The following is a 16780-nucleotide window of genomic DNA, read 5'->3' as shown; positions in this document are numbered from 1 at the left end:
TACTGGCCTGTGTGACCGATACCGACCCCGTACTTCGCGCACTCGCCCATCCCCTGCGGCTACGGATGCTGAGCCTCATGTGGCCGGGACCGATGTCGGCCGCCGAGCTCGCCCGCGAGCTGGACGTCTCGCACGCGCTGGCCAGCCAGCACCTGCGGCGCCTCGACGCGGTGGGGCTGGTCGAGCTGGCGGAGGAGCGCACGCGCCGCGGTGGCCGGGAGCGGCGCTACCGCACCGTCCCCGGCACACCGCTGTCCGACCAGCACGACGGCGCCCTGATGCTGGCCGAGACCATGGCCCACACCCTCCGGGAGCGCGCCGGTCGACGGCTGGAGGCGAGCGAGGGCGTGACCGTCGACGCGGAGCTGTGGGTGGATCCCGGCACTTGGGAGGAGGCGAGGCGACGACTCACCGAACTCGCCGTCGAACTCCACCGGGCCGCACGGCCACCGCACTCACCGGGGACCGTCCCCCTGGGCGTCAGCATGATGGCCTTCCCCTTGCGGGACACGCCACCTCCGGACCCGTCGACGGCCTGAGCCGGTCAACGGTCGAGCGGGCCGCCGAACCAGCGGCCGGCGGCCCGCGCGAATTCCTCGGGGTCGGGGTGCCGGTCCCCCGCCCAGGCGACGACGCCGTCCGGCCGCACCAGCACGGCACCCGAGCCGAGGTCGTCCGTCGCCGTCCCGGCCGCGTACCGTATGCGGCCCTCCCAGCCGGTCGCCGGAGCGTGCAGGCGCCGGTCGGTGCTGAAGTCGAGCACGACGCCCCGTCCGTCCTCCATGAGGTCGCCGAGGCGAGTGCCGTCCTCAAGGCGGTAGTCGGGGGCGCTGCGGCCGACCAGCGGGTGCTCGCTGCCGAGGTCGTACCGGATCCACGCCCCGGACAGCCTCCCGAACACGTAGGTCGCTCCGTCACGGGTCCCGATGAGATCGCGGACCACGGCCTGGATGGCCTGGGCGTACGGTTCCGGCCTCATGGTCGCCACCTGGGCGCGCGACCAGTCGAGCACCGCCGCGCCGATCGGATGGCGCTCGTCGGCGTAGGTGTCGAGCAGCCCGTCCGGCGCGTGCCCGCGCACGGTCGCCGCGAGTTTCCACCCCAGGTTCACGGCGTCGCCGATGCCGGTGTTGAGCCCCTGGCCGCCGAGGGGGGAGTGGATGTGGGCGGCGTCGCCCGCGAGCAGGACGCGTCCCCGCCGGTAGGCCGTCGTCTGCATCGCCCGGTCGGTGAAGGTCGACGCGAGGTGGACCTCGTCGATCGTCACGTCGATGCCGGACACGCGGCGCAGGACCGCCTGGAGGTGCTCGCGGGTCGGCGGCCGTGAACGGTCGAACGCGCCGCCGTCGAAGTCCGCCACGGCGATGTGCCCGTCGAGGGGCATCCGCAGGTACATGCCCGACGGCGTGAGGTGGAAGCCGGGGCGCAGGCTCTCGGTGCCGGCGAGGGTGACCTGCATGGTGTAGCCGGTGAACTGCGGTTCGGTACCGACGAATTCGAAGCCCGCGAGCCTGCGCACCGTACTGCGTCCACCGTCGCAGCCGACCAGCCAGCGCGCCTCGTACGCGTCCGCGCCGGCCCGGGCGACCACGCCCTGCCCGTTTTGGGAGACGGCCGAGACCGTGACGCCGCGCCTGATGTCCACGCCGAGCTTGGCCGCCTGCCCGGACAGCACCGCCTCGACCGCTTCGAGGTCCGTGACCACGGCCTCGCGCGCCGGGCCGGGAAGCCGGAAGGGGAGGGCGGCGACGTCGACCCGGTCCGCGTCGAGCATCATGCCGGCGAAGTGGCCGGCGAACCGGGAACGGGCGGGCGCACCCGCTTCGGGGGCCGCGCCGAACACCTCCTGGACGCCCGACGCCGCCAGCAGGGGTTCCAGCAGTCCGCGCCGGTAGAACGCCTCGACCGAGGCGGCGGACAGCCCGCGCCTGCCCAGCGGGGCCGACCGTAACGGGGAGCCGGGCTCCGGCTCCCGTTCGAGCACCACCACGGAACAGCCCGCGAGGCCAAGCTCGCAGGCCAGGGCCAGACCCACCGGACCGGCTCCCACGATCACCACGTCATGCACGAGAGATCCCCTCCTCGGACTCCGAGCCGGACGGACGTCCGGCAGGACCTCTCCAACGGTGCCGGACGCCACCGACAACGCACCGACGGCGCCGGCACGTCACCGACAAACGACCGGTACCACCGGCCCGGCGGCCCGGCCCCCGGCTCGCGCCGGCCCCGGGATCGGGGCCGGCCCCGGGACCGGGGCAGGGTCTCAGCCGAGGACGGCGGTCACCTCGCGGCGGGCCGCCTCCGACAGGAGGGGCGCCCAGCGCGTGAACAGATCGAGCAGGCCCGCCCCGTTGCGCTCGCGGAAGGACTCGTTCACCCTCGCCAGGTCCAGCTCGTTGGCCACCGTGAGCTCGGCGAAGTCGCGGCGCTGCCGCGGCGTCGGGGTGAACTCCTCACCGGTGAACCGGTCCCGGAAGGTCACCGCCTCCCCGTCCGCCGCGGCGAGGCCGGGGTAGGAGGCCTTGCGGTCGCAGCTGGCGTAGAAGTACACGAGTTCCTCCGCCTCCGCACCGATCGCCTCGGCCAGACGCGCGCGCTCGGACAGCTCCAGGAGTACCAGCGGCAGCCCGTCGGTGCCGTAGAAGGCGTGGCACAGCGCCGCGGTCCGCAGGGCGGGGCGCGCGCCCCAGGCCGCGAGCAGCGCCTCGACGCGCAGCAGGTGGGTCAGGAGCGTGCCGCCGGAGTGCTTGACGGTCTCCGCTCCCACCTCCTTGAGCAGGGCTATCGCGGGCGAGTCGGTGTGCTGATCGTCGCTGTGCGTCATGGGCCCATGATGACGGGCTTCCCGCTCGGGCGTACGCCCGGACCGGCATGCGGACACATGCGGACAGGGAAGTCCGCGGCGTCCCGGCCCGGCGGGCCTCCGGTGCGCGTGCATCCTTCGGCCTACCGTGTTCTCAGTCCTGCGCAGGACGCGGCCGTGCCACCGCCGCGAGAGGGTGGATCCGTGCGAACAACCATCGGATACACGCTCGAAAGCATCGGATACGTCATAGGCGCCCAGGGGGTCGTCGGCTTCGCCTCGCGGACGTTCTTCGGAACGGAGTGGGGCTGGCTGCACAAGGTCGTCGACTTTCCGTCCGCCGCCTACCTGGGTGTCGTCGCCGTGGGGCTGGCGCTCGTCGCCGGCGGGGTGCGGACGCGGAAGGCGGCCGAGCGCGTGCGCTCTCGGTGATGACGGGCTCAGGGGACCAGGCCGAGCTGTCGCAGCTGCGCGAGGACGTCGACGACACCCCACACCTCGGCGATGCGGCCGCCGGCGAAGCGGAAGATGAAGATCTCGCCGTACCTGACCGGCTTGCCGGTGGGCGGGAGGCCCCGGTAGTCGCCCTGGTGGGTGCCGGTGACCGTGTTCCTGAAGACGACCTTGTCGCCTTCGGCGATGACGTCCTCGACCGTGACGTGAAGGTCGGGGAACGCGCGCAGGAGGACCACCCACACCTGTTTGAGGGCCTGTGCCCCCGTCGCACCGTTCGGCACGGGAGCGTGGAACAGCACGTCCGGCGCGAAGACCTCGTCGATCGTCTTCGAGATGAGCTCCGCGTCACCCGTGTTCACGGCGGCGTGGAAGCGGCCGAACGCCTCTTTGTTGATGGCCGTCTGAGCTGCTGACATGTGCGATCTTCCCTTCGGGTCGGGTCGGTGGTGGAGGCCGTTCACGGTCCCCGGTCAGGCGCCGGTGCCCGTGCGGGCGCCGTACTTCCCGCCGCGGGACGCCAGTTCCTTGAGCACGACCGCGGTGCGCCCGGTGACGCAGGCCCGCCGGAGGCTGTCGTCGGGGCGGGTGAACTGGCCCACCGCGTTCTTCCGTCCGAGGGTGACGGCGCGGGCGACGTAACGCGGGGAGTACGGCTCGGGCCTGCGGCCCTCGATCAGGCGGGCGAGGGCGTCGGCCGCGTGGGCGGCCTGCGGCGCGGCGAGTGCGCAGGCGAAACGGGCGCCCGGTACGGCCGCGCAGTCGCCCACGGCGAAGATCCGTTCGTCGTCGACGCTGCGGAGGTACTCGTCCACGACCGCGCGGCCGTCCACGTCCACGCGCAGGCCGCTGCGGGCCGCGAGGCCGGGGACGCCCGACACGATCGCCCACAGGGTCAGGTCGGAGGCGAACGCCGCTCCCGAGCGCAGGTGTACGACGCCGCCGGTGACCTCCGTGACGCCGTCGTCCACGATGTCGACGGCCAGCCCCGCCAGTCCGGAGCGGACCCGCTCGTACGCCCGGCCGGAGAAGCCCCCGCCGACCGAGGATCCGACGATGCGCACCCGCAGGTCCGGCCTGGCCTCGGCCACCTCGGCCGCCGTCTCGATGCCGGTCGCGCCGCCCCCGATCACCGTGACCCTGCTGCCCGGGTGCAGCGCGGCGAGGGCCACCGGGACCGTTCCCGGTATCGGGCGGACGGTGCTGCCCACGGCGAGGAACGCGTAGTCGAAGTCGATGCCCGTACCCGTCGTCGACCCTTCATGTCGGCCTCCCGCCTTGGTGACTGGTCGGACATGAGATGCCGGCGGGCCCGGTCCTGTGACAGCCCTTCGACGTGGCGTGCGTCACATGCGGCCGGGCGACAGGCGACGGGCGACGGGCGACGGGCGACGGGCGCGTCATTGTGACAGAAGCGGAGGCCGATGACATGTCCCATCTCCTCGTAACGTGTCCCGGGCGCCACCACAGGGCGGAATAGAGGGCAACGGACCGGGCGGAAACACCGCCCGGCACCTCTGAAAGGAATCCCCCATGGCTGCCCTGATCCCCCTGCGCAAGTCGCTCCTCATCGCCGTCTCCGCCATCGCCGCGCTCGTCGGCGGAGGATCGGCCTTCGCCGCCTCGAACGCGGCCCCGTTGGCCAGTGACCCTTCCGGGGCGAGAATCCAGCGCACCAGTCCGCTCACGTCGCTCGGCGGCGATCGTGGCAGTGCGTATTACTACTACTACGTACAGGGACAGTAACCGTGGGTCTGCTCCGTGTGCCGCCCGGCCCCGGTGGGGCCGGGCGGCACGGCGACCGGCGCGCCTTCGAACGCGACCAGCTCGGCTTCCTGCTCCACCAGCGGCAGTACGGCGATCTCGTCCGCGTCGACGACGGCCTGTACCTCGCGAACTCGCCGGTCCTCGCCGAGGAGGTCTTCAAGCACACCAACACCACGTACGCCATCAGCCGCGACCTCCTGGGCGAGGAGACCGACGGAGGCCGGGCCTCCGAGGACCTGGCCCGGTGGATGCGGGCCCGCGGCCTGGCGGGACGCGGCCTGAACCGCACCAGCATGCGCGCCGCCGAGGACCGCCTCGCGGCCACGGCCGCCCGGCACTCCCAGGCCTGGCGGGCGCGCGGCACGGTCGAGGCGATCCCCGCACTGGAGGACCTCACCGCCCACCTCATCGCCGAGTTCTGCCTGGGGCCGGAGACCGGCAGGGTCCCCGCCCTCCTGGCCCGGCTGCAGGACGCGCTCCTGCCCCCCGTACTGCCGCTGCCCGCCCGCTGCCGCGTCCTGCGCGGGCGGCGCCTGCACCGCGTCAACCGCGACCTGGCGGCCGAGGTGTCCCGCCTGATCGACCAGCGGCGGGCGACGCACCGCGACGACTCCCCGCAGGTGGTCGCCGACCTGCTGAACACCGCCCGTGACGAAGGCGCCATCACCCGTCAAGGAGCCACCAGCATCATCGTCGCCAACCTGTTCGCCGCCCACGAGACGACCGCCGCGGCACTCGCCTGGCTGTTCCTCCTCCTCGACCGGAACCCCCGCATCCGCCGGCAGGTACGGGACGAGGCCGACCGCGAGCTCGCGGGCCGCCTCCCGACCGCCGCGGACGTCCCGCGCCTGGCCGTCACGGAATCCGTGGTGAAGGAGACGCTCCGGCTGTACCCGCCGCTGTGGCTGATCGAAAGGACCGTCGAAGAACCCACCGAACTCGCCGGCTTCCCCCTGCGCCCCGGGCAGCGCGTCGCCGTCAGCCCCTTCGTCCTCCAGCGCGATCCCCGCCACTACCACGAGCCGGACGCCTTCCGCCCCGACCGCTGGACGGGCCGCTCCCCCGCCGATCCGCTGCCCAAGTACGCGTTCATGCCCTTCGGCGGCGGACCGCGCACCTGCCTGGGAACCCACTTCGCCACCGTCGCGATGACCGTCACCACCGCCACCCTCACCAGCAGCTACCAGATCAACCGCACCCCGGGCACCACGCCCGTCTTCAGCACCCGCACCATCCTCCAGCCCCACAAGCTCGCCCTCGACATCACCGACCATCCGCACGACCTGCGCCCCCGTCCCGCCGGAACACCGGCCTCTTCGGCAACGCCCGCGCGGCGAGCGCCATGAGGAGCGGGCCGGTGCGGGCCGGTGCGGGTCAGTCCAGGACGGATTCGCCCAGCAGGCGGGCCGTGCCGGCGACGAGCGCGTTGTCGTTCGGGCCGTGCGGGGCCTGCGGCCTGGTCGTCAGGACCGCCATCACCACCGGCACACCGGCCGGGCTCCACACCACGCCCACGTCGTTGGCGACGCCGTAGTCGTCGCCGCCGCCGGTCTTGTCGGCCAGGGTCCAGCCGGGCAGGCCCTCCTTGAAGCGATGGGTGTTGGTGGTGTTGGCGAGGAGCCAGCCGGTGAGCCGGTCCCTGTCCCCGCGGGGCAGTACGTCGCCGAGCAGCAGCCGGGCGTAGGTCTCGGCGATGGCGCGCGGGCTGGTGGTGTCCTCGGTGCGCCAGGGTTCGGCCGAGTTCAGGGCCGGTTCCCAGCGGTCGAGGCGGGTGACGCGGTCGCCGAGGGACCGGGCGAAGCGGGTGATCGCGGTCGGGCCGCCCAGTTCGCGCAGGAGCAGGTTGCCCGCGAGGTTGTCGCTCTGGCTCACCGCGGCGGCGCACAGGGCCTCGACCGTCATCCCGTCGGCCACGTGCTCCTGGGTCACGGGGGTCCACTCGGCCGCGTCGACCTCGGCCGCGGTGTAGTGGACGCGGCGGGCCAGGAACTCCCCGTCGCGGTCGAGGTCCCGCAGGACGGCCGCCGCGGCCAGGGGCTTGAACACCGAGCAGACCGGGAAGAGTTCCTCCGCCCGGTGGGCCACCGTCCGGCCGGTGACCAGGTTGCGGGCGTAGGCACCGATGCGGGCGCCGTGCTCCCGTTCCATGTCCCGCAGCCGGCGCGGGGCGCCCGGGCCCGCGCCCGGCCGGGTGCCCGCGGACGCGGACGCGGACGCCGGAGCGGCGGCGCCGAGGCCGAGCGCGGCCAGGCCCCCGGTCGCGAGGGTCAGGACCGTACGCCGGGACGGACGGCTTGCCACGCGCTTCACATCGTCTCCTCATCGTTGATCATCACTACGGGAGGAAACACGCGAACCGTCTCAGGACGGTTGCACCGGCCCGCCCGCCGGCCGGTCTCCCCAGCCGGCCGCGTCGATCAGGTCGGACCAGTCGGGCAGCGTGCCGGCCGGCACGTGGGCGCGCAGCAGCTGCCCGGGGAAGCTGAGCGGGCCGGCCTTGGCGGGGTTGTCCAGCATCTGCCGGACGATCACGTCCGTGATGGCGTAGCCGAGGTCGGCGCGGGGGAACGCGGCGTGCACCCGGTCGGCGAACCCCTCGGGCAGGAGCTCCTTGCCGCGCCCCAGGACGTCCACCGAGATGCCGGCGTGGGCCAGTGCGATCTCCGGGCCCTTGCGGGAGGCGATGCCCTCCGAGGTGTGCAGGGCGACGGCGTCCCACACCACCGTCACGGCCTCCTCGCCGGCGCCCTGTTCGCGCAGGAAGCGGGCCGCCAGGTCCGCACCGTCCACCTCGAACCGCTGGTGGCCGTTGCCCTGTTCCGACAGCCCCAGGTCGTGCAGGACGCAGCCCAGGAACACCAGCTCGTCGTCGAAGTCCGCTCCGGCCTTCATGCCGTCGTGGTCCGCGAGCGCGCGGGCGAAGAGATAGCTGCGCACGCTGTGGCGGAAGATGACCGCGGGCACCGCCTCCTCGGCGTAGCGCAGGGCGCGGGCGGTCAACTCCGTCCGGGGCAGGTCGAACGCGTCGTAGACGGCGGGCAGGGCGACGGTCACGGCGGGGACTCCTCATCGGTGCGGAAGGGGAACCTCTCGATCGTGCGGCCCCGTGCGCCGCCCGGACAGTGGCCACAATGCCGTCATGCGCTAAATTCTGGCCATGACCCTTGAAGTGGTGGCCGTTCTCGCGCTCGACGGTGTCGCCCCCTTCGAACTGGCCACGCCCGGGCAGGTCTTCGGCACGGCCAACGAGGCCGCCGGCACCGTGCGCTACGAGATCCGGGTCTGTGCCCCCGGCCGCAGCGCGACGACCTCCGTCCAGCACGGTGCCTTCCGGATCGACACCCCGTACGGTCTGGAGGGCCTCGTCGGCGCCCACACCGTCGTCATCCCCGCCCACGCCGGCTTCGCGGCCCCGCCGCCCCCGCACGTCACCGACGCGCTGGCCCGGGCGGCGGCGCGGGGGGCGCGTCTGGCCTCGGTGTGCGTCGGCGCCTTCACGCTGGCCGCCACCGGTCTGCTCGACGGGTACCGGGCCACCACCCACTGGCAGTACGCCGACGAGTTCGCCCGCCGCTATCCGCGCGTCGAGGTCGATCCCGCCGTCCTGTTCGTCGATCACGGCCGTCTGATCACTTCGGCCGGGGTGGCCGCAGGACTCGACCTCTGCCTCCACCTGGTGCGCCGTGACCTCGGCGCGGAGCTCGCCGCCGCCACCGCCCGCCGTATCGTCATGCCCCTCCAGCGTGACGGGGGCCAGGCCCAGTACATCGAACGGCCCCCGGCCCCGGCCGATCTCAGCGCCCTCCAGCCCGTGATGAACTGGATGGAGAGCCGCCTCGACCGGCCGCTCACCCTCGCCGACATCGCCGGCCACGCCGGGATCAGTGTCCGCACGCTCAACCGCCGCTTCCGTGAGCAGGCCGGAACCACCCCGTTGCAGTGGCTCCTGCACGCGCGCATCCACCGGGCCCGGCAGCTGCTGGAGACCACCGACCTGCCCGTCACCCTCCTCGCGGACCGGACGGGATTCGGCTCACCGGCGACCCTGCGCCACCACTTCACCCGCCACACCGGCACCTCCCCCTACGCCTACCGCGCCGCCTTCCGGCGGCGGGAGCCCGGCGACGGCCGCTGAACCGCCCGGCCCCGGCCGGGAAAAACCGGATGCCGGGCCGTGTGCGGTGTGACCACACTGGCCGCACCACACGCCGTCCCACCCCGAAGGACCTCCGCGCCCGTGCAGGCTGCCGTCACCGTCACCCCCGCCCAGATCCCCGAACTGCTGCTCGGCCTCGCCACGGTGCGGCCCGTTTTCCTCTGGGGGGCGCCCGGCATCGGGAAGTCCTCGCTCGTGCGGAGGTTCGCCGACTCCCTGGGCCTGGAGTGCGTCAGCCTCCTCGGCACGCAGCTCGCCCCCGAGGACCTGATCGGCGTACCCCAGATCCGCGACGGCCGCTCGGTGTTCTGCCCGCCCGAGGCGATCGCCCGCGAGGAGCCGTACTGCCTCTTCCTCGACGAGCTCAACGCCGCGAGCCCGGACGTGCAGAAGGCCTTCTACTCGCTGATCCTCGACCGCCGGATCGGCTCCTACGAACTGCCCGCCGGTTCCATCGTGATCGGCGCGGGCAACCGCGCCATGGACAACGCCCTGGCCCGGCCCATCGCCTCCGCCCTGGTCAACCGCCTCACGCACGTCCACCTCCAGGCGTCCGCGCGGGACTGGCTGGTGTGGGACGGCGAGCACGGCATCCACCCCTGGGTCACCGACTACCTCACCGACCGCCCCGACCACCTCTGGTCGCAGCCGCCCAAGACCGAGGAGCCCTTCTCCACCCCGCGCTCCTGGCACATGCTCTCCGACGCCCTGCACTCCTTCGGCGCGGAGCTGGACGAGCAGACCCTCAAGGTGGTCGCCCACGGCACCCTCACCCCCGCGCACGCCGTCTCCTTCTGCGGCTACGCCAAGATCGTCCGGCACACCTTCGGCATCGACGCCATCCTGAAGGGCGACGCCTCCTGGCCCGCCCGGCTCCAGGACCGCGACCTGCTCTACTACCTCGCCGAAGCCTTCCGGGGCCGGCTGCTCAAGGAACTGCCCGCGCGGAAGGAACACGTCTCGCCCGCGCTGCGCCAGCGCACCCACCGCTTCAAGTCGCTCCTCGTCCAGCTCGCCGAGATCTCCGTCGAGGTCGCCCAGACCGTCATCGCCGACGACGCCGACGGCCTGCCTGTGCTGCCCGGATGGTTCCTGATCGAGGCCGCCCGCGACATGCCCCGCCTGGTCGAGGCCCGCCGGTGAGCCGGGGCGGCTCGGCGCGGGCGAAGGCCGCCGCCAAGCCCGACCCGGCGGCCCGGGCCTTCGCCGAGGGCCTGGCCCTGGTCAAGCGGAACCCGGCCCTCGGCGCCCTCGACGGCACGATCTGCCGGGAGGCCGGCTGCCCGCAGTCCCCCTCCGGGGGTCTGGCCGCCGTCACCTCCAACGGCGTCGTCCACGTCCACCCCACCCGGCGGGCCGAACCCGGGGAGTGGGCGTGGGCGATCGCCCACGCGCTGCTCCACCTCGGCTTCGGCCACGTCCCGGCGTCCACGGACGAGGACCGGCCCCAGCCGGACCGCTTCGATCTCGCCGCCCGCTGCGCGGTCGTCAACCGCTTCCTGCTGACCTTCCCCGTCGGCCGCGCCCCCGACCACCTGCCCGCCGAGTACCCGGGCGGGGACGAGGAGGAGCTCGCCGCCCGCTGGCGCCGCGACGGCGTCCCGGCCGCCTACGAGCACTGCGGCACCGCCGGCCACGGCCCCGACCAGGTCCTCGCCACGTGGCGGGCCTGGAACAACGCCGTCCCCGACTGGCAGACCGCCTTCGCCTCCGCCCTGACCCGCAGCGTCTCCGCCGCCATGGACGTGGCAGGCGGCCGCCGTGACCGGACCACCGGCGAACGTGTCGCCCAGCGCCCCTGGGACCGGGCCCTGAACTGGTTCGTGTCCTCGTACCCGCTGCTCGGCGGGATCGCCGCCGGCCTGACCGTCGTCGCCGACGCCGAACTGGCCCGTGCCCAGGGCATCGCGATCGCCGCCGTCAGCGCCGCCGCCGGCGAGATCTACGTCAACCCGCTGCGCACCTTCGAGGACGACGAGTGGCGGTTCATCCTGGCCCACGAGATGCTGCACGCCGCCCTGCGCCACGGTGAACGCCGCGGCGGCCGCGACCCGTACCTGCACAACGTCGCCGCGGACTACGTCGTCAACGACTGGCTGGTGGAGATGCGGGTCGGCGGCATGCCCGAGGGCCTGCTGCACGACCCGGCGCTGCGCGGGCTCTCCGTCGAGGAGGTGTACGACCGGATCGCCGCCGATCCGCGCCGGATGCGGCGCCTGGCCACGCCGCGCGGCAAGGGCGCCGGGGACATCCTGGGCGAGCCCCTCGCGCACGGCGCGGGGCGCCCGTACGCGGATCTCGACGAGTTCTACCGGCGCGGCCTCGTCCAGGGCTTCGACCTGCACGTCCGCGACGGGCGCGGCCTGCTGCCGGCCGGGCTCGTCCAGGCGATCCGGACCCTGTCCCACCCGCCGGTGCCCTGGGACGCCCGGCTCGCCCGCTGGTTCGACGCGTACGTGCCGAGGCCGGAGGCCGTACGGTCCTACGCCCGCCCGGCGCGCCGCCAGGCCTCGACCCCGGACATCCCGCGCGCGGGCCGGTACTTCCCGCCCGAGGAGACGGCCCGGTGCACCTTCGGCGTGGTGCTCGACACCTCCGGGTCGATGAACGCCACCCTGCTCGGGAAGGCGCTGGGCGCGATCGCCTCCTACGCCGAGGCCCGCGACGTGCCGGCGGCACGGGTCGTGTTCTGCGACGCGGCACCGTACGACGCGGGCTACCTCCCGCCGGCCGGGATCGCGGGCCGGGTCCGGGTCCGCGGCCGGGGCGGCACGGTGCTCCAGCCGGGCGTCGACCTGCTCCAGCGCGCCGAGGACTTCCCGCCGGCGGCGCCGCTCCTGGTGATCACCGACGGCCGGTGCGACACCCTGCGCGTCCGCCGCGAACACGCCTACCTGATCCCCCAGGGCGCGTCCCTGCCCTTCACCCCCAGGGGCCCGGTCTTCCGCCTGACCTGAACCCGGTCACAGGAGGGGGCGGGGCGGGTGCGGGTGCAGGCGGCCGGTGAGGAAGGCGAGGATCTCGTCGCGTGCCCGGAGCGTGGGGTGGCCCGCCTCGTCGACGAGGTGGGCGGTGACGACGCTGTGGGGGGCGGCGACCACGTCGGCGAAGAAGGGCGGCGGCGCCGGGTTGGCGGCGGCGTCCGGCAGGACGCGGCCGTCGAAGGCTTCGCCCAGCAGGGCCCGGTAGGCGGCGAAGCGCTGCCCGGTGCACCAGCGGTCGCCCTCGAAGCGGTAGGCGAGGACGGTGAGTCCGTCGCGGTCGAGGCGGTCGCGCACCGCCCGGGCGTCCGCCGGGTCGAGTTCGATTCCGCCGGGGTCGTCGAGCGGCAGCGACGGGTGGTTGACCACCGGGGCGATCACGGCGGGTTCCAGGGCCATGGTGAGGGCGAAGTTGCCCGTGAAGCACAGGCCGATCGCCCCCACCCCCGGCCCGCCGCACTCCGCGTGGGCCCGGCGTGCCAGGCCGCGCAGCCAGAGCGTCACCGGGCTGGTGCCGCCCCCGGCGAAGGCGCGGAACTCGGCGCTGACGCAGGCACGGCGGACGACCTCCCGGCCGCCCTCGACCGTGGGGAAGGCGCCGTCCGTCCCGAAGAGGGAGGGCACGTGGACGGTGAAGCCCGCGTCCCGCACCCACCGCGCGAGCCGCAGGACGTCGGGGCTGATGCCCGGCATCTCGGGCAGCACCACGACCGCCGGGCCGGCCCCGGCCACGTACACCGTCTTCTCCACCCCCTCCACGGCCACGGTCCGGCGGATGAAGTCGGTGAGGGGATCGTCTTCGCTCATGGGGCCAGCCTGACGCGGAACCGGGTGCCGGGGTGAGGGGCGGGATCGCCGGGACCGAGGGCGATCTCGCCATACCCTGGGGAGGGACGGGACGGGGCGCGGGGCAGCGGGGGGTACGGGTGGGGGCGGAAGCCGGGCCGGCGGTGGCGGGCGGCGACGGGGCGGGGGAACTGCGGGTCGGGGTCCTGGCGTACCCGGGCTGTTTCGCGTCCGAAGTGTTCGGCGTGCCGGACCTGTTGACGATGGCCGGGCACGTGGCCGGGCCGGACGCCCCCGGCTGCCGGGTGTCGGTCCTCTCGCCCCGCCGCCGGGTCACGGCCTCGGGCGGCGCGGTGCTGGACGTACGGCCGCTGCGCGAGGTCGACGTCCTCGTGGTCCCCGGCTTCGAGCTGCCCGTGGGCGCGGATCTCGACGTCCTGCTCGGCCGGCTCGCCCCGGAGACCGCGGCGATCCGGGCGCAGGCCGCCGCCGGTGCCGCCGTCGTCTCCCTGTGCGTCGGCGCGTTCCTGCTCGCCGAGGCGGGCCTCCTCGACCGGCGCCGGGCGACCACCTCCTGGCTGCACGCCGGGGAACTGGCCGGGCGTTGTCCCGGCGCGGACGTGCGGCCCGGGCACCTGGTCGTCACCGACAGGGGCGTGACGACCACGGCCGCCTTCAGCGCCATGTACGACTTCGCGCTGGACCTGATCCGCCGGCACCACGGCGCCGGCGTGGCCCGGGCCACCGCCCGTGTCGCGCTCCTCGACCAGGCGCGGGACTCCCAGACCCCGTACGTCGATCCCCGGCTCCTGCCGCAGCCCGGCCGGGAGTTCTCCCAGCGGGTCATGCGGCGGCTCGACCAGAGCCTCGCCGAGCGGTACGACCTCGCCGCCCTCGCGGACGCCTTCCAGGTCAGCACCCGCACGCTGCTGCGCCGCTTCGCCGAGGAGACCGGACACAGCCCGCTGGCCCATCTCCAGGCGGCCCGGGTCCGCCGGGCCCGCCATCTGCTGGAGTCCACCGACCGCACCGTCGCCGCGGTCGCGGCGGCCGTCGGATACCGGGACCCCGGCACCTTCGCCGCGCTCTTCGCCCGCCACACCGGCCGGCGCCCGAGCGCCTACCGTGCCGCGTTCCGCCCTGCGGCCGGGAGCCGGGAGGCCGGGGGCGGCGGCCCGGCGCCCCTTTCGTCCGCGTCGTGAACGGCGGCCGCCCCGGGGCTTCCGGGGCGGGGGTCTTCGTCGTCAGGAGGCGGTGGTGGGGCGGGTCCAGCGCTCGAGGTCGCTCAGGGCCTGGGTGAAGGAGCCGAGCATCGGGCGCAGGTGGTCCGGGTCGAGGGGGACGAGGCCGTCGGTGTGGGCGCCGCCCTCGACCGTGACGTAGCGGTGCAGGCCCCCGCGTCCGGCGGAGGTGACCATGCGGTGGTAGGCGTCGCCGAAGGCGGCGGGCGGGGTGAGGGCGTCGAGGCTGCCCTGGATGCTGATGAGGGGGCGGCGGATGTTGCCGGTGAGGGAGATCCGCTCCACCGCCTCGTGCACGGCCCGGGGGCGGGAGGCGAAGTCGTAGTCGGTGTCGCAGCCGGCTCCGGTGCCCGCGGGGCAGGGCGGGGTGCCCGGCTGGGGGGTTGCGGGGCCGTCGTAGTCGGGGTCGAGCTCCTCGCGGATCACGCGCTGGAGGAGGTTCCACTGCTTGTCGTAGTGCCAGCCCCACTGGGGTTCGGAGCCCTTGGGGTAGCCGGCGGCGAACATGGCGGCCTGGGCGCTCCGGTCGCCCTTCTCGTAGCGGGGGTAGTTGCGCAGGGCGGGCGGGAGGGTGGCGAGGAGGCCGCCGTCGGGGGTGAAGGTGAGGGCGTTCCAGTCGAGGCCGCCGGTGTAGAGGTCGGGCCGGTGTTCGAGCTGCCAGCGGACGAGGTAGCCGCCCGCGGAGAGGCCGGCGGCGTAGGTGAAGCGCGGGCTGCGGCCGTAGTGACGGTCGGCCACCTTCCGGGCGGCGACGGTGAGTTCGGTGACCCTGCGGTGCCATTCCAGGATGGCGTCCCCGGGGCGGTCCCCGTCCTTGTAGATCTCGGGGCCGGTGTTCCCCTTGTCGGTGGCGGCGTAGGCGTATCCCTTGGCGAGGACCTGGTCGCTGATGATCCGGTCGTTGGCGTACTGCCTGCGCAGTCCCGGCGGTCCGGCGACGACGAGTCCGCCGTTCCAGTGGTCGGGCAGCCGTATGACGAACTGACTGTCGTGGTTCCAGTGGTGGTTGGTGTTGGTGGTGGAGGTGTCGGGGAAGTAGCCGTCGATCTGGACGCCGGGGACGCCGGACGGGGTCTTCGTGCCGGGAGCCTCCAGGCCCGCCCAGTCGTTCTGTTCCGTGTGCCCGGTGAGCAGGGTGCCCGTGGTGGTCAGATCGGTGAGGCGGGCGGAGACGGTGTGTTCGGCGCCGGGGACCAGGAGGTCGGCGGGGCCGGTCCGGGCGGCCGCCGGGGCGGTCAGGACGGTTGCCATCAGCAGGGGTGCGATGGCGAGGGAACGCAGCTGCATGAGTCCTCATCTCGTGCGGTGGTGATGCCGAGAAATCTAGGAACCGCAGGTCGTGCGGGGTAAGTGCGCAGCGGCAGGGGTGGGCGGGGCCGGGGGGCACATGACCTTCGGCCACATCGCGCACTCCGCCGGACGCGTGGTGCGGACGGGGGCGTGGGACTGCGTAGGCTGCGGGGACCCGTGCGTACGCACGGGATTCGCGAGGAGGTCGTCCGATGCCGCGCCCTGTGCCCTGGATACCCGCCGTCCTGTACGGCGCGGTGCTCGCCGGGGGCCTTTACTATGCCGCGATCGGGCCGGGGTTCGGTGCCCGCACCGGCGGGTTCGCGGCGCTGCTGTGCGTGCTGGCGGTCCTCGACGGGAGGGTGTGGCGGATCCCCGAGGGCGCCGTGTTCGTCCTCAGGGCGGTGCTGCTCTGCGCGGTGGCCGCGCTCGACGTCTCGGGGCTCTCGCGGGTGCTGTTCGTGCTGGTGCCGTTCCTGGGGTTCTTCGCGTTCGGGCCGGCCGCCGCGGTGTGGCTCGGCGCGGGCTGTGTGGCCCTGCTGGCGGGCGCGTTCACGCTGTGGGTGCCGGGCTGGGCGGTGCGCGCCGAGTACATCTCCGACCTGCTGATGTTCGCGCTGGGCGTCGTACTGGCGCTGGCCACGGCGGCCGTCGCGGTACGGGAGCGGCGGGCGCGCGGGCGGCTGGAGGACACCCTCGCGCAGGTGGCTCAGCTGTCGGCGGCCCGGGAGCGCAACCGGCTGGCCCGTGAGATCCACGACAGTCTCGGTCACCATCTGACCGCGATCGGGATCCAGTTGGAGAAGGCCGAGGCGTTCGCGGCGCTGGATCCGGCCGCCTCCGCGCAGGCCGTGTCCCATGCCCGCTGGTCCGCGAACCGGGCCCTGGAGGAGGTGCGGGCCTCCGTGCGCACCCTGGGGCCCGAGGCGGAGTCGGAGCCGGTGGGCCTCGCCCGGACGCTGGCCGACCTCGTCCACCATCTGGACGGCGGCGCCGGGCGGATCTCCCTGGACGTGTCGGGCGTCGAGCGGCGGCCGCTGCTGGTGCTGTACCGGGCGGCGCAGGAGGGCCTGACCAACGCCTGCCGGCATTCGGGCGCGACGGAGATCGGCGTGCGGGTCCGCTACGGCGACCACGGCGCGAGCCTGTGCGTCACGGACAACGGCGGCGGTCTGGGCGGGGCCGAGGAGGGCTTCGGCCTGGCCGGGCTGCGGGAGCGCGTCCGCCTGGCCGACGGGACGCTGGAGCTGTCCAGTTCGGACCGGGGCACCGCGCTCACGGTGGGGGTGCCGTGGTGAACGGG

The 16780-nt window shown here is 74.2% G+C and carries 17 protein-coding genes; 9 read left to right on the top strand and 8 right to left on the bottom strand.

Annotation, left to right across the window (positions count from 1 at the left end; translation table 11 throughout):
- Positions 1 to 11 precede the first annotated feature (11 nt).
- Positions 12 to 539: an ArsR/SmtB family transcription factor gene (locus tag ABT403_RS15830; protein ID WP_344152827.1), complete on the top strand. Its 528-nt coding sequence runs from the start codon at positions 12 to 14 to the stop codon at positions 537 to 539.
- 5 nt (positions 540 to 544) lie between these two features.
- Here ABT403_RS15830 and ABT403_RS15825 read toward each other — a convergent pair whose 3' ends face one another.
- Positions 545 to 2068: an FAD-dependent oxidoreductase gene (locus tag ABT403_RS15825; RefSeq protein WP_344152824.1), complete on the bottom strand. Its 1524-nt coding sequence runs from the start codon at positions 2066 to 2068 to the stop codon at positions 545 to 547.
- 195 nt (positions 2069 to 2263) lie between these two features.
- The gene (locus ABT403_RS15820) at positions 2264 to 2824 is read right to left on the bottom strand and encodes a DUF6817 domain-containing protein (protein WP_344152821.1); all 561 of its coding nucleotides are present in this window, start codon (positions 2822 to 2824) and stop codon (positions 2264 to 2266) included.
- Positions 2825 to 3007: 183 nt separating this feature from the next.
- Here ABT403_RS15820 and ABT403_RS15815 point away from each other — a divergent pair, with 183 nt between their 5' ends.
- On the top strand, positions 3008 to 3235 hold the full coding sequence (locus ABT403_RS15815) for a hypothetical protein (protein ID WP_344152818.1): 228 nt from the start codon (positions 3008 to 3010) through the stop codon (positions 3233 to 3235).
- Positions 3236 to 3243: 8 nt separating this feature from the next.
- Here the strand turns inward: ABT403_RS15815 and ABT403_RS15810 are convergent, their stop codons facing one another.
- Positions 3244 to 3675, bottom strand: coding sequence for an ester cyclase (locus ABT403_RS15810; RefSeq protein ID WP_344152815.1), 432 nt, complete (start codon positions 3673 to 3675; stop codon positions 3244 to 3246).
- 54 nt (positions 3676 to 3729) lie between these two features.
- Positions 3730 to 4494 (bottom strand): FAD-dependent oxidoreductase, encoded by a 765-nt coding sequence (locus ABT403_RS15805; protein WP_344153019.1) that lies wholly within the window; start codon positions 4492 to 4494, stop codon positions 3730 to 3732.
- Positions 4495 to 4789: 295 nt separating this feature from the next.
- On the opposite strand from ABT403_RS15805, the gene ABT403_RS15800 reads away from it, so the two are divergent.
- The gene (locus tag ABT403_RS15800; protein ID WP_344152812.1) at positions 4790 to 5002 is read left to right on the top strand and encodes a hypothetical protein; all 213 of its coding nucleotides are present in this window, start codon (positions 4790 to 4792) and stop codon (positions 5000 to 5002) included.
- Between the two features lie 2 nt (positions 5003 to 5004).
- Positions 5005 to 6369 carry a cytochrome P450 gene (locus tag ABT403_RS15795; protein WP_344152809.1) on the top strand — a complete coding sequence of 455 codons (1365 nt, stop codon included), beginning with the start codon at positions 5005 to 5007 and terminating at the stop codon, positions 6367 to 6369.
- A gap of 28 nt (positions 6370 to 6397) precedes the next feature.
- On the opposite strand, the gene bla is transcribed toward ABT403_RS15795, so the two are convergent.
- Positions 6398 to 7324: a class A beta-lactamase gene (gene bla, locus ABT403_RS15790; RefSeq protein ID WP_344153016.1), complete on the bottom strand. Its 927-nt coding sequence runs from the start codon at positions 7322 to 7324 to the stop codon at positions 6398 to 6400.
- Positions 7325 to 7384: 60 nt separating this feature from the next.
- The gene (locus tag ABT403_RS15785; RefSeq protein WP_344152806.1) at positions 7385 to 8077 is read right to left on the bottom strand and encodes an HD domain-containing protein; all 693 of its coding nucleotides are present in this window, start codon (positions 8075 to 8077) and stop codon (positions 7385 to 7387) included.
- A gap of 103 nt (positions 8078 to 8180) precedes the next feature.
- On the opposite strand from ABT403_RS15785, the gene ABT403_RS15780 reads away from it, so the two are divergent.
- The 3 genes from ABT403_RS15780 to ABT403_RS15770 all read left to right on the top strand — a co-directional run bounded on the left by ABT403_RS15780 (position 8181) and on the right by ABT403_RS15770 (position 12136).
- Positions 8181 to 9158, top strand: coding sequence for a GlxA family transcriptional regulator (locus ABT403_RS15780; protein ID WP_344152803.1), 978 nt, complete (start codon positions 8181 to 8183; stop codon positions 9156 to 9158).
- A gap of 102 nt (positions 9159 to 9260) precedes the next feature.
- Entirely contained in the window at positions 9261 to 10322 is a 1062-nt protein-coding gene (locus ABT403_RS15775; protein WP_344152800.1) for an ATP-binding protein, read from the top strand.
- Positions 10319 to 12136 (top strand): vWA domain-containing protein, encoded by a 1818-nt coding sequence (locus ABT403_RS15770; RefSeq protein ID WP_344152797.1) that lies wholly within the window; start codon positions 10319 to 10321, stop codon positions 12134 to 12136. The genes ABT403_RS15775 and ABT403_RS15770 overlap by 4 nt, the downstream gene beginning before the upstream one ends.
- 6 nt (positions 12137 to 12142) lie before the next feature.
- Here the strand turns inward: ABT403_RS15770 and ABT403_RS15765 are convergent, their stop codons facing one another.
- Positions 12143 to 12967, bottom strand: coding sequence for a dienelactone hydrolase family protein (locus tag ABT403_RS15765; protein ID WP_344152794.1), 825 nt, complete (start codon positions 12965 to 12967; stop codon positions 12143 to 12145).
- 119 nt (positions 12968 to 13086) lie between these two features.
- Here ABT403_RS15765 and ABT403_RS15760 point away from each other — a divergent pair, with 119 nt between their 5' ends.
- Positions 13087 to 14148, top strand: coding sequence for a GlxA family transcriptional regulator (locus tag ABT403_RS15760; RefSeq protein ID WP_344152791.1), 1062 nt, complete (start codon positions 13087 to 13089; stop codon positions 14146 to 14148).
- A gap of 42 nt (positions 14149 to 14190) precedes the next feature.
- On the opposite strand, the gene ABT403_RS15755 is transcribed toward ABT403_RS15760, so the two are convergent.
- The gene (locus ABT403_RS15755; RefSeq protein ID WP_344152789.1) at positions 14191 to 15474 is read right to left on the bottom strand and encodes a tannase/feruloyl esterase family alpha/beta hydrolase; all 1284 of its coding nucleotides are present in this window, start codon (positions 15472 to 15474) and stop codon (positions 14191 to 14193) included.
- Positions 15475 to 15689: 215 nt separating this feature from the next.
- Here ABT403_RS15755 and ABT403_RS15750 point away from each other — a divergent pair, with 215 nt between their 5' ends.
- Positions 15690 to 16775 carry a sensor histidine kinase gene (locus ABT403_RS15750; RefSeq protein WP_344152786.1) on the top strand — a complete coding sequence of 362 codons (1086 nt, stop codon included), beginning with the start codon at positions 15690 to 15692 and terminating at the stop codon, positions 16773 to 16775.
- The last annotated feature ends 5 nt before the right edge of the window (positions 16776 to 16780 follow it).

The organism is Streptomyces sp. NPDC000075, assembly GCF_040301925.1.
GTDB classification, from domain to species: domain Bacteria; phylum Actinomycetota; class Actinomycetes; order Streptomycetales; family Streptomycetaceae; genus Streptomyces; species Streptomyces polychromogenes.
This window is presented reverse-complemented; position numbering and strand designations above follow the sequence as displayed.

Bases quoted from the DNA above. Each gene is read 5' to 3' on its own strand.
- ABT403_RS15750 (WP_344152786.1), top strand. From the start codon at position 15,690: ATGCCGCGCCCTGTGCCCTGGATACCCGCCGTCCTGTACGGCGCGGTG.
- ABT403_RS15800 (WP_344152812.1), top strand. From the start codon at position 4,790: ATGGCTGCCCTGATCCCCCTGCGCAAGTCGCTCCTCATCGCCGTCTCC.
- ABT403_RS15820 (WP_344152821.1), bottom strand. From the start codon at position 2,824: ATGACGCACAGCGACGATCAGCACACCGACTCGCCCGCGATAGCCCTG.
- ABT403_RS15765 (WP_344152794.1), bottom strand. From the start codon at position 12,967: ATGAGCGAAGACGATCCCCTCACCGACTTCATCCGCCGGACCGTGGCC.
- ABT403_RS15755 (WP_344152789.1), bottom strand. From the start codon at position 15,474: ATGCAGCTGCGTTCCCTCGCCATCGCACCCCTGCTGATGGCAACCGTC.
- ABT403_RS15810 (WP_344152815.1), bottom strand. From the start codon at position 3,675: ATGTCAGCAGCTCAGACGGCCATCAACAAAGAGGCGTTCGGCCGCTTC.
- ABT403_RS15780 (WP_344152803.1), top strand. From the start codon at position 8,181: ATGACCCTTGAAGTGGTGGCCGTTCTCGCGCTCGACGGTGTCGCCCCC.